Raw genomic sequence first — 13,928 nt, 5'->3', positions numbered from 1 at the left:
GATATGCAGGAGCAGCCCCCGAGCGAGCCGACCCGCCGCGAGCCTGCTGACGGGGCTCGCCGGCGTTCCCCGAGGCCCACCTTCAGGCCCCCATCCGTGCCGCAAACCGCATCGGAAGCCGCGCCACCCCCGGCCGGAGAGAGCGGGGCGAAGACGGCCGACGAGAAGGCCGGCCGTACCCGGCGGGTCAAGGGCGCTGCCATCGTGCTCTTCCAGCCGCCGGAGCCCGACCGGGCGGTGCCTCCGCAGTCGGCCCGACGGCCGACAATGCCGGCCGAGGACCCAGCCGGCGCGACGGACGAGCCGGCGGAACGGCCTGCGCCCGAGCAGCCGGCGGCGGCCCGGCCAGCACCCGACCGCCAGGCCCAGGTCCAACCGGCACAGCATCAGGTCGCAGAGGAGGAACCGGTACAGGACCAGCCCGCACAGGACCAACCGCCACAGGGCCAGGCCGCGCAGGATCAGGCGGCACCGGACGAGCCCACGCAGGACCAGACGGCACCGGACCAGCTCGCGCAGGATCCGCCAGCGCCACAGGAGCAGCCGTCGGCGGAGATCCCAACCGGCCCCGCCAAGGCGGGCAGAGAAGCGGCTTCCGCCACGAAGCGGACGTCCGTCCGCAGGTCATCACCGCAGGCGTCCACCCGAAAAGCCTCGCCCCGCGCTGCATCCGTGCCCCCTGGCGGGACCGCGACCCCGGCCGGGGTTGCCGACACCGCCGCTCCTGGCCAGGCCACGCCCGCGTCGACGACGGCCCCCACAGCGACGCCCCGCTCCGGGACGGGACCCGTCCGGCCGGCGGCCCCTTCGGCGGGGACGAACGCCCCGGCGGACTCGGAGCCGGTGCCCCCGACAGCCGCGGAGGGGACGGCATCACCGGCGCAGGCCACGGCGGCCACCCGCGAGGCGAAACCGCCGGCCGAGGCAGTCACGCCCCAGGTGAAACCGCCGGCGGAGGCAGCCACACCGCGTCAGGCGGAAGTCGCGGAGGAGACCGCCGCGCCGAAGGCGGGCGCTCGGAAAGCCGCCGCCCGGAAGGCGACCGCGACGGCCACCACCAAGACCCCTGCCCGGAAGGCGACCGCGACGACCACCAAGACCCTCGCCCGCAAAGCCACCGCCGCGACACCCACCACCAAGACCTCCGCCCGGAAGACGGCCGGCGCGCCGACCACCAAGGCCACCGCGACGCAGGCCACCACCACGGCCACGGACCGGACGGTGACCGCCACCCCGGCCACCGCCGGGAAGCCGGCCACCGAGCCGCCCCCGGCCCCGCCGGCGTACGACCTGCGGGCGATCACCGCCCGGGTGCTGGACCATCCCGGTTTCGCCCCGGAGCTGCTGGCCCTGGCCGCCGTCGAGGCGCTCGGTCCGGGGGCCGGCGCGTGGGCCGAGCGGCTGCGCATGGCGTACCCCGATGCCACGCCGGACGGCCTTGCCCGGCTCGCCACCCGGCGGTTCGTACGGCTGGCCGGGGCGGGTGGGGCCACGGCGGCCCTGGCCGGTGTCCTCGCGCCGCTCGCCGAACTGGCGGCGGTGCTCTGGACGCAGGCCAACCTGGTGCTGCACCTGGCCGCGGCGTACGGACGCGACCCGGCTCATCCCGATCGGGCCGCCGAGCTGCTGGTGTTGACGCAGGTGCACCCGGACGGGTCGAGTGCGCGTACCGCTCTGGAGGCGGCGCGGGCGTTGGACGGGCCGGAAGAGGCGCCGTGGCCGCGCGCGGCGGAGGCGGCGTGGCGGTTGGCCGCGCCGCTCGCCGCCCAGGCCGGCGGCTGGCTGGCGCTGCGACTGGCGTCGCGGCTGCTGCCGGGCGCCGCGGTGCTCGCCGCGGCCGCCGGTGACGCGGCGGCGGCCGAACGGCTGGCGGCCCGCGCGATCACCGCCTACCGGCCGCCGCGGCGGGCCTGACGCAGGTCCGGCTGCTGCCGTGGGCGGGCGGGCGCGCCTGATTCGTTCACGTCGTCAGCTCCAAAGGGTCCGGCACACACACCTCGACGGCCGCGGCACACCGAAGGCACCGGCACACAGCTCGGCCGCCGACGCACTCTCGAAGGCGCCGGCACACGCCAGCCGCCCCACACGCCAACCGCCCCACACGCCGGCCGCCCGCGCCCCCGGTCAGAGCCAGTCGAACCACGACTTGGGCAGCAGCGCGTACCCCACGAAGGCCACCACGTCGAGCAGCGTGTGCGCGACGACCAGCGGCATCACCCGCCGCGTGCGCAGGTAGAAGAGGCTGAACACCACGCCCATCACGGCGTTGCCCACGAACGCCCCGAACCCCTGGTAGAGGTGGTAGGAGCCGCGGAGGAGCGCGCTCGCCGCGACGACCGCGCCGAGCCGCCACTGGAGCTGGCGCAACCGGGTCACCAGGTAGCCGACCACGATCACCTCCTCCAGCACGGCGTTCTGCACGGCGGCGAGGATGAGCACGGGCACGGCCCACCAGATGTCGGGCAGGGAGGCCGGCACCAGGGTCGCGTTGACGCCGAGCTGGGCCGCCACCCAGAACAGCGCCAGCCCGGGCAGCCCGATCAACGCCGCCAGGCCCGCGCCGCGCGCGAGGTCCGACCCGGGCCGCCGGGCGTCGAGGCCGAGCGTCCGCGCCGGGTCACCGGGGTCGCGCCCCAGCAGGTGTACGGCGAGCAGCACGGGCAGCAGCGCGAAGACGATCCCGAGAAGCTGGTACGTCAGATCGAGGTAGGGCCTCGTGGACGCGGAGGTGTTCAGTGCCGCGGTCTGCTTGGACAGCGGCCCCTCGGCGGTCAGCTTCGCGATGATCGAGACGACCGCGTAGACGGCCGACTGGCCGAGGGAGAGGCCGAGGACCAGCAACGTCTCGGTACCCAGTGTCCGGCGCGACACCGGGCGGGTGAGCTCAAGGGTCACCGCACCACTCTGCCCGACGGGAGCGCCCGCCGGCACCGCCGAACACCCCTCGTGAGCCGATCGCACATTCTGTGCGACCGGTGGACACGCTCCGTGGAGATCCTGTCTTCGCCCCATTCACCGTCAGGAGAGGGAGCGGGCCCATGGAGGACTTCGCGCGGCTGCTGAAGGAGAGCTGGACCCTGGTGGAAGAGCACCGGGAGCGGCTCAGCGAGTACTTCTACGCCCGCCTGTTCCTGCTCGACCCGGACCTGCGGCAGCTCTTCCCGGTGCAGATGAGCGGGCAGGGCGACCGGCTGCTCGAGGCGATCATCACGGCCATCCACACGGTCGGCGACCCGGAGAGCTTCGACGAGTTCCTGCGGGCGCTGGGCCGCGACCACCGGAAGTACCAGGTCGAGGCGGAGCACTACGCGACCATGGGCGTCGCGCTGCTGGACGCGCTGCGCACCACGGCCGGCGACGGCTGGAACCTGGAGTACGACCAGGCCTGGCGGGACGCGTACGCGGCGATCTCGGAGAAGATGCTGGCCGGGGCGGCGGCGGACGACAACCCGCCGTACTGGCACGCGGAGGTGCTGACCCACGAGCGGCACGGCGCCGACACGGCCGTGCTGACCGTCCGCGCCCTCCAGCACCCGATGTCGTGGAAGGCCGGCCAGTACGTGAGCGTGGAGGTGCCGCGGCACCACCCGCGGGTGTGGCGGACGTACTCGGTGGCGAACGCCCCGAACGAGGAGAACGTGCTGGAGTTCCACGTCCGGTCCGCCGGCGCCGGCTGGGTCTCGGGGGCGCTGGTCCGCCGGGTGAAGCCGGGCGACCTGCTGCGGCTGGCGGCGCCGATGGGCTCGATGACGCTGGACCGCACCTCGGAGCGGGACATCCTCTGCGTGGCCGGCGGGGTCGGGCTCGCGCCGATCAAGGCGCTCGTGGAGGAGCTGGCCACGTACAACCGCACCCGCTGGGTGCACGTCTTCTACGGTGCCCGGCGGGAGGCCGACCTGTACGGGCTGGCCGGCCTGCGCGAGCTGGTGGCCGCGCACCCGTGGCTGTCGGTGACGCCGGCGTGCAGCGAGGACCCGGACTTCGACGGTGAGCAGGGCGACATCGCGGACGTGCTCGGCCGCTACGGCCCGTGGACGGCGCACGACTGCTACGTGTCCGGTTCGGCGCCCATGGTGCGGTCGACCCTGCGGGTGCTCGCGGCCGACGACGTCCCGCCGCCGCACATCCGGTACGACACCTTCGGCGATCTCTGAGGCTTTTCTCCCCCCATCCGGGGCGCGTGCCCCTGCCCCCTGGGGCACGCGCCCCGGCCCCCCGCCCCCACGGGGACGGGTTCGCCCGCGGCGGCCTCGTAGCCGAGGGCGAGCAGCCGGGTGGTCAGTAACGCCAGGGGCGGCCGGTCTCCCGGTACTCCTCGACGGGGACCAGCGGCACGCCGGGGGTCATCCGGTCCACGTAGAGCCTCCCCTCCAGGTGGTCGATCTCGTGCGCGACGAGCCGGGCCATGCCGTACTCGAACGACGTGATGATCCGGCTGCCGTCCCACTGGGCGTGCTCGACGTCGACCCGCAGCGGCCGGGGCACGAGACCGCGGTGGTCGAAGAAGGAGAGGCAGCCCTCGTACTGCTCGTCGGTGTCCGGGGACACGTCGACCACGCGCGGGTTGAGCAGCACGACCGGTTCGGCGTTCCGGTCGGGCGGGCGGACGACGGCCGCCGCGCGTCCGATGCCGAGCTGCGGCGCCGCGATGCCGACCCCCTTGCTGAACGGGTGCAGTTCGTCGAGGCGGGCCAGCGTGGCGCAGAGACGGTCGACCACCTTCCGGGCCGTCCCCTCCTCGGCGGGGAGGTCGAACGGCCGGGCGGGCTGGCGCAGCAGGTCGTCGCCGCGCTGCACGACGCCGGCGGCACGCATCCGGTCGCTGGGGCGGACCCGGCCCTCCGGCGGGGCGTCGTGGTCCGGCTCCGGGCGGGCGCGGAACCGCCACTGCATCCGGTAGCGGGCGTTGAGCGGGGGGTCGTCGGTCTGCCACTCGAAGATCGCGCGGTCGCCCTCGTCGTGCCGCTGCACCGGCGTACGCAGCGGGCCCTCCTCCGCCGACAGCGAGGTCTCCGCGCCCCAGACCTGCGGGTCGAGCACGGCCGGCAGGTCGAGGCGTACGGCCAGGTGCCGGGTGGGCACCCGGACCGCCCGCTGGAACCAGGGCCCCCACTTCTCCGCGCCGACTCGGTAGGCGTACTCGATGGTGGCGCGGTCCCCCGGGTAGAGCGGGAAGCGCCGCTCGCCGTTCTCGAAGAGCAGCCAGATCTCCTTGAAGGCGTCCCGGTCGTGCTTGGCCCGCCAGTGCATCGGCTCGCGTTCGCCGCCGTCGTCCCGGTACGCCCGCAGCTGCAACTCGGCGAAGGTGAGCGGATGCTCCCGGTGGTGCCGGTTGGAGCGGCCCGGATCGTTCGGGTAGCGGTCGACCGCCACCCGGACCAGGTAGCGGGTGACGGGCTCCGTTCCCGCGTTGTACAGCTCCCGCCGGATCACGCACAGGTAGCCCTCGTCGGTGTGGGTGAGCGTGGCGAGTTCCCGTTCGACCACGAGGCCGGTGCCCGGGGGCAGCCACTGCCCGGGTGGGGACAGCTCCCGCTGCGGCAGCCCGGCGCGGGTGTGCCGCACCTCGTCGTACTCCCGGAAGCGCTGCCAGATGACGCCGCCGGCCTCCAGGACGGCCTCGGCCCGGCGGGCGAAGTCCTCGGTCGGGCGGTGCCGCCGCCCCTCGACGTGGCTGACGTACGACGGGTCGAAGCCCATCAGCACGGCCAGCTGTTTCTTGGACAGCCCTCGCGCGGTCCGCTGCCGCGCGAGTTCGGCGGCGAAGGAGTCGGCAGCACGGTCGAGGGGTGAGGTCGTCATCGGCTTCCTCGTGGCCGGGAGTATCAGTTTCACGTTCCGTGGCCGAGCGCACACGGAACTGCCACCTTGCCGACAGTCTTCTTGACATTTCACCGATGGACGTCGATGCTGCTGCCCGCTCGCCCGTTGCGCCGGAGTTTCTCCGGGCCGGCCGGGGGTAGTACGCCCGAGCGATCGGCGTCGCTTCGCGCGGTGCCGAGGGTGACCCAGACCTCCGGATCGGCCGGGGACGGCCCTTCCTCACACCGACGGACTGTGGTTAGGCTAGCCTTAGCTCACAGGGACCAGGCGCGCGACGGGGGATGATCGAGTGACAGCGGTGATGCCGGGGCGGGATGTCGCCGCCACGCCGCTGGCGCCGGTCACGGCAGCCCTGCGCGCCATGTTCGGCACCGACGACGTGCCGGGCCTCGCGACCGGCCTCCTGGTCGCCGACGAGTTCGGCTGGGCCCCGGCGACGACCCTGATCGACGGCAGCCGGCTCCCCGAACTCCTGCACGCCGCCAGCCTGCGGTGGGGCGGCACCCCGCACGCCTGTGCGGCCCTGGCATGGAAGTCCTACAGCTACTGGACGGCGCTGCCCGTGGTGCTCGGTTGGGCCTCGGCCCGGCGGGTGCCCCTGCTGGACCCGTCCGACGTGCTGATCCACTTCGAGGACCACCGCCCCCTCGTCACGCTCGGCCTGCGGCGCTCGACCACCGTCGCGGTGCTGCCCAGCGACCCGCTGGCCCTCGCGCCCTCGCCCGAGGTGCGGGTCGTGTCCGGCGAGGCCGAGCTGCTGGACGTGTTCCGCGCCTCGCTCCTGGACGCCCACCTGGCGCCGATGATCCGGGCGATCCAGTCGGAGGTGCGGATCGGCACGCGTACCCTCCTCGGCTCGGTGGCCTCCGGCATCTCGAACGGCATCCTGCGCGCCGCGGACGGGCTGCCCGGTTCCTCCGCCGAGACCATCGACACGCTGCTCGGCGCCCTCGACCTGCGCGACCTCGTGGAGCTGGTGCCCGGGCCGACCGGCGAGCCGACCGTCCAGCGGCGCACCTGCTGCCTCGCGTTCACCCTGCCCCGCCCGAAGATCTGCCAGGGCTGCTGCGTACGCCAGGCCTGACGCGGTTCACTTCGTCAGAGGACGCACGTCCCAGACCCAGACGCCGCCGGTGAACACCGGCTCGATCCCGGTCAGCTCGGTCATCGCCCGGCGCAGCGCGTCGGCGTTGCGGTGCGGCCCGAGGATCACCACACCGGCCCGCCAGTACCGCAGGTCGTCGACCGCATTCACCCGGGACTGGGGTGTGATCGGCGGCACCGCGCCCGCACGCCGGACCACGCTGAAGAAACTGCTCGTGGGCCGGGGCGGGGCGGTGAAGAGGGCGGCGCCGTGCTCCTCCGCGTGGGGACGCGTGTCCGGGCCGAGGAAGTACCCGCGGGCCAGGGGCATGTCCAGCCCGGTGGCCGCCGCCCAGCGCAGCGGCTCGGTGTAGTTGGTGTCCGGAAGGGGCAGGGTCACGACGCTCCGCCCGCCGGCCACGTACGGCCGCCAGGCCCCGGACGTCACGAATCCGGGCACGGGGTTGAGGTGGGTCGCCGGCAGCGGGGTCGGCAGGATGGGCACCAGGGCCATGGCGAGCACGGTCACGGTGGCGTAGCGGATCTGCGGTCGTGCCGCTGGGTGCGCCACGGCGAGCCGGCGGATGCGCTCGACGCCGAGCGCGAGCAGCAGGCCGATGATCGGTGTGATGGCCAGCGCCCACCGCGTGGGCACCACGGAGTGCAGGATCGGCAGGTCCTCGAGGGGCGCCCAGAGGCTCGGGACGCCGGTCTCGCGACCGTCGAAGATCACCTCGCGGCCGAGCGAGAGCACCGCGAAGAGCAGCCCGAGCACGGCGAGGCTGACCACAACGAGGTTGCGTCGCAGCCACCAGACGAGGGCGAGCACGAGTATCACCAGCGCCCAGCCGAAGAAGCTGTTCTCCTCGGTGGGGTTCTTCGCCAGCCCTTCCGAGGTGCGGGGGCTGCCGGCCAGTGACTCCCGCGAGTACGCCACGAAGGAGGCGAGGTCACTGGAGTAGCCGCGGATGAGGCGCGGCAGGCCCTCGTACGCGCCGGGTCCGAAGAACTGGACGTAGAGCGGGTACGCCAGCAGCGCCGCGGCCACGGCGGCGGCCACACCGAGCCCGGCGAGGAAGGTCCCGGCCCGCCGCCGGAGGTCGGTCCGGCCGGCGGCCAGCACGGCGACCACGACGCCGAGCCCGATCGCGGTCATCAGCAGGATCTCCAGGTTGAGGAAGGCCTGCCAGACGATCACCAGTGCGAGCAGTACGCCGTTGCGCAGCCAGCGGCCGCTGTCACCCAGCCGCAGCGTCCGCCAGATGATCAGGGGGACCACGAACTGGGAGACGATGTTGGGGTGCGCGTTCGCGTGGGAGATCATCGCCGGCGCGAACGCGCAGAACGCCGCACCCAGCCAGGCCGGGCCACGTGAGCCGACGAGGACCCGGGAGAAAAGGAAATACCAGGCGGTGGCCGTGGCAATCATCCCGACCGTGAGGAACAGCAGGAACGAGGCACGGGGACCGAAGGCCAAGGTGACCGGCGTCAGCGGTATCGAAACGGATAATACTGACGTATTCGCCATCAAATTGACGCCTTCGGGCACATTCATCTGGTCCGAGTGGAATGGATACGCCAAATGCGTCACCACTCGTGCACCGTGCGCCATCATCCACTCGAACTGCGCCTGATCGTTCCGGTTGTCCCGAACCCCGTTGCGCGGGTCGAGCCACAGCCGGGCGGTGACCCAGAAGCCGAGCGCCACGAAGCTGAGCACGGCCAGGAGGTCGATCCGGCGACCCCTCCCGGGGCGATCACCCCGCACGACACCCGGCGCAGCGGCCGTGGGGCCGTCCTCCGGGACGCCCGAATCAGGAGTAGTCATAACAATTCGGAGCGTAGTCAGCGTATGGCGTGCACGTGACACGTTTCTGGGTATTGCCGTACTATGTGCCGGGTTCGCCGACCGCCGATCGCGTGCCACCCCCGACTGCATTTCGGCCATCGGGTCGCCCCGATTTTCCTGCCCTCCGCGGGGATGATTCACTCTGTCGGTCCCAGGCGCGGGTCGAGTTCATACCGTGAGGAATCGACGCATGGCAGAAATCACTGGTGATCAGCGCGTCCAGTCCGAGGTGCTGGAGGGCCTCGCGACGGCGGTCAACCACCGCCGCTGGTTCGTCGAGCTGGCGGTGCCGTACCTGGGCGACAACCCGATCGAGATCGGCAGCGGACTGGGCGACTACGCGCTCGAGTGGGCCGACCGCCTGCCCCGGTTCACCGCCACGGAGGCGGACCCGGACCGCCTGATCCGGCTCAAGGAGCGCCTCGCCGACCGGCCGACCATCGACGTACGCGAGATGCTGCTCCCGCACTCGGAGCGGGGCGACTACAGCGCCGCCGTCTCCTACAACGTGCTGGAGCACATCGAGGACCACGTGAGCGCCCTGCGCAGCATGCGCGACCTCGTCCGGCCCGGCGGCGCGGTGATCATCATCGTGCCGGCGTTCCAGTTCGCGATGAGCCCGGCCGACATCGCCACGGGCCACGTACGCCGCTACACGAAGAAGACCCTCGCAGCGGCGATGACCGAGGCCGGGCTGACCGTGGAGAAGATCCACTACGCGAACGCGCTCGGACTGTTCGGCTACTTCATGGCCACCAAGGTCTTCCGGCTCATGCCGAAGGAGGGCCCGATGGTCAAGCTCTACGACACCCTCGTGCTCCCGGTGACCAAGGCCGCCGAGCAGGTCGTCCGGCCGCCGTTCGGCCAGTCCGTCTTCGCCGTCGCCCGCGTCCCCGCCTGACACCGGACGGTCCTGCCCGGGCGCCCGCCTGACCCCGGCACGGTTCCGCCCGCGACCCCGCGCCGGGACGGGCGCAGGATCGCGGGCGGATCAGCTCACTGCGTGACCTGGTACGTCGGGCGGATGACGGCCCGGGCCAGGGTGTGGAACGTCAGGTTGAAGCCGACGTAGGCCGGGCTCGCGTCCGGGGTGAGCTCGAGGCGGTCCACGTCCAGGGCGTGCACCGCGAAGACGTACCGGTGCGGCCGGTCGCCGGCCGGCGGCGCGGCGCCCCCGTAACCCTGCTCGCCGTAGTCGTTGCGGACCGGGAACGCCCCGCCGAGATCCGCACCGCCGGCGCCGCCCGCGCCCCGCGGCAGCTGGGTGACGCTCGCCGGGATGTTCACCAGCACCCAGTGCCAGAACCCGCTGCCCGTGGGGGCGTCCGGGTCGTAGCAGGTCACCGTGAAGCTCCGGGTGCCCTCGGGGAAGTCGGACCAGGTGAGCTGCGGCGACAGGTTCTCGCCGCCGACGCTCGGGTGGGCGTGCCGTACGTCCATCGGCTCGCCGTTCTGCACGTCGTCGCTGGTCAGCGTGAACGACGGGACGGTCGGCAGCAGCTCGTACGGGTCCGGGGCGATCGGTCGTTCCAAGGTCATCGAGACGCGTCCTTCCGATGTGCGCGCGGAGTTCTCCGCTCTTCTTACCCTGCCGGCCCGTCAGGATCGACCGGAAGCGACAGGTGCGGATGAACCGTTCGTCTCACTACCGTTGACCACAGGCAACGATCCCGGGAGAGAACTCTTGGCCGTCTGGCGTGACTTCCTCGCGGCGATCGTGACCGCGCTCCGGCAGCGGCCGGACGAGCGGGCGATCGCCGAGGAACGCCGCCGCGCGGTCGAGCGGCTGGCCGAGGAGAGGATCCGCCAGGAGCGCGGCTCGGCGGAACGGCGGGACTAGGGCGCTGGCGCGCGGCCGTGGACGGGTGAGAATGGCGGCATGCCGAGCCGCCTTCCCCCATCGACGCCGTCGGACCGACACCGGATCCGTGGGAGCGGCGTCGATGGCTGACGCAGAGGACGTCCGCCGGCTGGCGCTGGCACTGCCCCACGTGGAGGAGATCGACAGCGAGGGCTTCGACTTCCGCGTGGGCGGCAAGGGGTTCGTCTGGTCGTACCCCGAACGCCAACCGGGCCGACCGCGCGTGATCCGCACCGACATCGCGGTGCTGTACGTCGGCGACGAGGCGGAGAAGCAGGCGCTCCTGCTCGGCGAGCCCGAGCGCTTCTTCACCACGCCCGCGTACGACGGGTTGCCCCTGGTCATGCTGCGTCTGGCGCAGGTGGACGTGTACCGCCTGGAGGAACTCGTCACCGACGCGTGGCGCATGCGCGCCCCCGAATCGCTCGTCGGCGACCTCGACGACGCTCCAGCCGCCGAACCGCGCTGAGCGGAGACGGCGTTCGACGTCGGCCCGCCGAAGAGCGCTGAGCGGAGACGTTCCCCACCGCCCCTGCGACCCGCGCCGTCGCCCGGGGTGGCGCGGGGTGCGTACAGTGCCGCGGCATGGGTGCGATCAAGCCGTGGCACATCGCCACGCTCTGCTGCCTCGTCACGTCGCTGGCGCTGATCGGCGGCGTCGTCTGGTTCGCCGCGAGCCGCGGACGGCGCCGCTAGGGCGCGTCGGGCCCACCCGTCCATCGTGGCCGGCCGGGCCACGCAAGCCGCGACCGTGACCTACTCTGGCAGCGGCGTCAGGCCCCGCACGCGGCGCGGGGACGGTGACGGCCAGGGAGGCGGCGGCATGTCCAGCACCCAGTTGTACGACACCATCGGAGCCACCTACACCGCGACGCGGCGCACCGAGCCCCGGATCTCCGCACAGGTGTGGGCGGCGCTCGGCGACGCGCGGACGGTGCTGAACGTCGGCGCCGGCACCGGCTCCTACGAGCCCGCCGACCGGGGCGTCACCGCCGTGGAACCGTCGGCGCTCATGCGGGCACAGCGCCCCGCCGCTGCCGCGCCGTGCGTGGCCGCCGACGCGGAGCACCTTCCGTTCGCGGACCAGTCCTTCGACGCGGCTATGGCCTTCGCCACCATCCACCACTGGCCGGACCCCATCGCTGGCCTGCGCGAGATGCGGCGGGTCGCCCGCCGGGTGGTGGTGTTCACGCACGACACCAGCGACGCCGGATGGCTCCACCGCTTCTGGCTCACACGCGACTACCTCCCCGAGGTCGGTGACCTCCGGGTCGGCCGGCCGTCGCTGACCGACCTGGCCGGCGCGATCGGCGCCCGCGTGGAGCCGGTGCTCATCCCGTGGGACTGCGTGGACGGCTTCTTCGAGGCCCACTGGCGCCGGCCCGAGGCGTACCTGGACGAGAACGTCCGGCGCGGGGTGTCGGTCTGGTCCAGGGTCGGGGCGGACGCCGAGCAGCGGGCGGTACGCGACCTGCGTGACGACCTCGCCTCGGGCCGGTGGGCGGAACGCAACCGCGACCTCGTCGACCTCGACGCGGCGGAACTGGGCCTTCGCCTGCTCGTCGCCTGAACCCGGCACCGCAGGTCAAGGGGCGTTCGCGCCGCCCGTGGGGAGCGGAGGGTGTGGGATTCGAACCCACGAAGAGCTTGCGCCCTTACCGGTTTTCAAGACCAGCGCCATCGGCCACTAGGCGAACCCTCCCGGGCCGCGTTCCGAGAACGTACGCGGCCGTGCCTAGTCTGCCATGCCGGGCGGCCGGACGAGCGGGGGCGGCAGCGCCGGCGGGCGCGCGGCGGAGGCGTTTCCGACCCGACGCAGACCCACGGCCCCCGGGGTGGACGCCGGTCGGGTAAGACTGGACCATGCACGCGATCACCGTTCCGTCACCCGGTGGACCCGAGGCACTCGTCTGGGCCGAGGTGCCCGATCCCGAACCCGGCCCGGGCGAGGTGGTCGTGGACGTGCGGGCGAGCGCCGTCAACCGGGCGGACCTGCTGCAACGGCAGGGGCACTACCCGCCGCCGCCGGGTGCGCCCGCGTACCTCGGGTTGGAGTGCTCCGGTGTGATCAGTGCCGTCGGTCCGGACGTGACCGACTGGCGGGTGGGCCAGGAGGTCTGCGCGCTGCTGGCCGGCGGCGGGTACGCCGAGCGGGTGGCCGTTCCGGCCGGCCAGGTGCTGCCGGTGCCGGCCGGCGTCGACCTGGTCGACGCCGCGGCGCTGCCCGAGGTGGCCTGCACGGTCTGGTCCAACGTGGTGCGGCTGGCCGGGCTGCGTGCCGGCGAGACGCTGCTGGTGCACGGCGGCGGCAGCGGGATCGGCACGTTCGCGATCCAGCTCGGCGTGGCGCTCGGCGCCACCGTGCTGGTGACCGCCCGCGCGGCGAAGCACGAGCGTCTGCGCGAGCTGGGGGCCGCGCACACGATCGACTACGCCGGGCAGGACTTCGTCGAGGAGGTGCGCCGGGTCACCGACGGCCGGGGGGCGGACGTCGTCCTGGACATCATGGGCGCGAGCTACCTGCGGCAGAACGTGGCCGCGCTCGCGACCGGCGGACGGCTCATGGTCATCGGCCTCCAGGGCGGGCGCAAGGGCGAGCTGGACCTCAACGCCCTCATGGCCAAGCGGGCCACGATCGGGGCCACGACGCTGCGGGCCCGGCCGGCGGCGGAGAAGGCGGCGATCGTCCGGGGCGTACGCGACGAGGTGTGGCCGCTCGTCGAGGCCGGCCGGATCCGGCCGGTCGTGGACCGCCGGATGCCGATGGCGGAGGCCGCCGAGGCGCACCGGAGGGTGGAGAACAGCGACCACCTCGGCAAGGTGCTGCTCACGACGGGGTGACGCCGGCCTCCGGTTCCACGGCCTGCGCGGGCAGGACCAGCCGGGCGCCCGGCCCCTCGCCGGCCAGCCGGTCGCCGGGGTTGTAGAGGGCGCAGCGCTGCAACGACAGGCAGCCGCAGCCGATGCAGCTGTCCAGGTCGTCGCGGAGCTTGGTCATCAGCCGGATCCGCTCGTTGAGGCGTTCCCGCCAGACGCTCGACAGGCGGGCCCAGTCCGACGCGCTCGGGGTCCGGGACGCGGGCAGCGAGTCCAGCGCCGCCCGGATCTCCTCCAGCGAGATGCCGACCTGCTGCGAGATCCGGATGAACGCCACCCGGCGCAGCTCGGAGCGGGCGTACCGGCGCTGGTTGCCGCCGGTGCGCTCGGCGCGGATCAGACCGAGCCGCTCGTAGTAGCGCAGCGCGGAGGGTGCCACGCCGCTGCGGGCCGAGAGCTGACCGATTGTGAGGGACTCGTGCATCCTGTCGCCTT

The 13,928-nt window shown here is 73.3% G+C and carries 13 protein-coding genes, 1 tRNA gene and 1 pseudogene; 8 read left to right on the top strand and 7 right to left on the bottom strand.

Features of this window, described 5'->3' with window-relative positions; all coding sequences use genetic code 11:
• Nucleotides 1-971: 971 nt before the first annotated feature.
• On the bottom strand, nucleotides 972-1,211 hold the full coding sequence (locus OG994_RS25480) for a hypothetical protein (protein ID WP_328851196.1): 240 nt from the start codon (nucleotides 1,209-1,211) through the stop codon (nucleotides 972-974).
• Between the two features lie 10 nt (nucleotides 1,212-1,221).
• Here OG994_RS25480 and OG994_RS25475 point away from each other — a divergent pair, with 10 nt between their 5' ends.
• On the top strand, nucleotides 1,222-1,914 hold the full coding sequence (locus OG994_RS25475; RefSeq protein WP_328851195.1) for a hypothetical protein: 693 nt from the start codon (nucleotides 1,222-1,224) through the stop codon (nucleotides 1,912-1,914).
• A gap of 210 nt (nucleotides 1,915-2,124) precedes the next feature.
• On the opposite strand, the gene OG994_RS25470 is transcribed toward OG994_RS25475, so the two are convergent.
• Nucleotides 2,125-2,895 carry a CPBP family intramembrane glutamic endopeptidase gene (locus tag OG994_RS25470; RefSeq protein WP_120331439.1) on the bottom strand — a complete coding sequence of 257 codons (771 nt, stop codon included), beginning with the start codon at nucleotides 2,893-2,895 and terminating at the stop codon, nucleotides 2,125-2,127.
• Between the two features lie 143 nt (nucleotides 2,896-3,038).
• Between OG994_RS25470 and OG994_RS25465 the strand changes: the two genes are divergently transcribed.
• Nucleotides 3,039-4,154 carry a globin domain-containing protein gene (locus tag OG994_RS25465; protein WP_328851194.1) on the top strand — a complete coding sequence of 372 codons (1,116 nt, stop codon included), beginning with the start codon at nucleotides 3,039-3,041 and terminating at the stop codon, nucleotides 4,152-4,154.
• Nucleotides 4,155-4,278: 124 nt separating this feature from the next.
• On the opposite strand, the gene OG994_RS25460 is transcribed toward OG994_RS25465, so the two are convergent.
• Nucleotides 4,279-5,802, bottom strand: coding sequence for a peptide deformylase (locus OG994_RS25460; protein ID WP_120331437.1), 1,524 nt, complete (start codon nucleotides 5,800-5,802; stop codon nucleotides 4,279-4,281).
• A gap of 322 nt (nucleotides 5,803-6,124) precedes the next feature.
• Between OG994_RS25460 and OG994_RS25455 the strand changes: the two genes are divergently transcribed.
• Nucleotides 6,125-6,907 carry an IucA/IucC family C-terminal-domain containing protein gene (locus OG994_RS25455; RefSeq protein ID WP_120331454.1) on the top strand — a complete coding sequence of 261 codons (783 nt, stop codon included), beginning with the start codon at nucleotides 6,125-6,127 and terminating at the stop codon, nucleotides 6,905-6,907.
• Between the two features lie 6 nt (nucleotides 6,908-6,913).
• On the opposite strand, the gene OG994_RS25450 is transcribed toward OG994_RS25455, so the two are convergent.
• A complete protein-coding gene (locus tag OG994_RS25450) occupies nucleotides 6,914-8,734 on the bottom strand; it encodes a hypothetical protein (protein ID WP_328851193.1) in 1,821 nt (606 codons plus the stop codon).
• A gap of 211 nt (nucleotides 8,735-8,945) precedes the next feature.
• Between OG994_RS25450 and OG994_RS25445 the strand changes: the two genes are divergently transcribed.
• Nucleotides 8,946-9,656 carry a class I SAM-dependent methyltransferase gene (locus tag OG994_RS25445; RefSeq protein WP_120331435.1) on the top strand — a complete coding sequence of 237 codons (711 nt, stop codon included), beginning with the start codon at nucleotides 8,946-8,948 and terminating at the stop codon, nucleotides 9,654-9,656.
• 95 nt (nucleotides 9,657-9,751) lie between these two features.
• Here the strand turns inward: OG994_RS25445 and OG994_RS25440 are convergent, their stop codons facing one another.
• The gene (locus tag OG994_RS25440) at nucleotides 9,752-10,294 is read right to left on the bottom strand and encodes a YbhB/YbcL family Raf kinase inhibitor-like protein (RefSeq protein WP_328851192.1); all 543 of its coding nucleotides are present in this window, start codon (nucleotides 10,292-10,294) and stop codon (nucleotides 9,752-9,754) included.
• A 145-nt stretch (nucleotides 10,295-10,439) separates the two neighbouring features.
• Between OG994_RS25440 and OG994_RS25435 the strand changes: the two genes are divergently transcribed.
• The 3 genes and pseudogenes from OG994_RS25435 to OG994_RS25425 all read left to right on the top strand — a co-directional run.
• On the top strand, nucleotides 10,440-10,595 hold the full coding sequence (locus OG994_RS25435) for a hypothetical protein (RefSeq protein ID WP_158610159.1): 156 nt from the start codon (nucleotides 10,440-10,442) through the stop codon (nucleotides 10,593-10,595).
• Between the two features lie 103 nt (nucleotides 10,596-10,698).
• Nucleotides 10,699-11,085, top strand: coding sequence for an MmcQ/YjbR family DNA-binding protein (locus tag OG994_RS25430; RefSeq protein ID WP_328851191.1), 387 nt, complete (start codon nucleotides 10,699-10,701; stop codon nucleotides 11,083-11,085).
• A 363-nt stretch (nucleotides 11,086-11,448) separates the two neighbouring features.
• Nucleotides 11,449-12,186 (top strand): annotated as a pseudogene (locus OG994_RS25425) (class I SAM-dependent methyltransferase); the annotation flags it as partial.
• A 45-nt stretch (nucleotides 12,187-12,231) separates the two neighbouring features.
• Here the strand turns inward: OG994_RS25425 and OG994_RS25420 are convergent.
• A tRNA-Ser gene (locus OG994_RS25420) sits at nucleotides 12,232-12,318 on the bottom strand.
• A 161-nt stretch (nucleotides 12,319-12,479) separates the two neighbouring features.
• Between OG994_RS25420 and OG994_RS25415 the strand changes: the two genes are divergently transcribed.
• Nucleotides 12,480-13,457: an NAD(P)H-quinone oxidoreductase gene (locus tag OG994_RS25415; RefSeq protein ID WP_328851190.1), complete on the top strand. Its 978-nt coding sequence runs from the start codon at nucleotides 12,480-12,482 to the stop codon at nucleotides 13,455-13,457.
• Here the strand turns inward: OG994_RS25415 and soxR are convergent.
• On the bottom strand, nucleotides 13,444-13,917 hold the full coding sequence (gene soxR / locus OG994_RS25410) for a redox-sensitive transcriptional activator SoxR (protein WP_120331431.1): 474 nt from the start codon (nucleotides 13,915-13,917) through the stop codon (nucleotides 13,444-13,446). The two genes, OG994_RS25415 and soxR, sit on opposite strands and share 14 nt — an antisense overlap.
• Between the last annotated feature and the right edge of the window lie 11 nt (nucleotides 13,918-13,928).

This window comes from Micromonospora globbae (assembly GCF_036184225.1).
In the GTDB taxonomy this organism is placed as follows: domain Bacteria; phylum Actinomycetota; class Actinomycetes; order Mycobacteriales; family Micromonosporaceae; genus Micromonospora; species Micromonospora globbae.
Note: the sequence above shows the minus strand (reverse complement) of the source record. Positions and strands in the feature narration are given on the sequence as shown.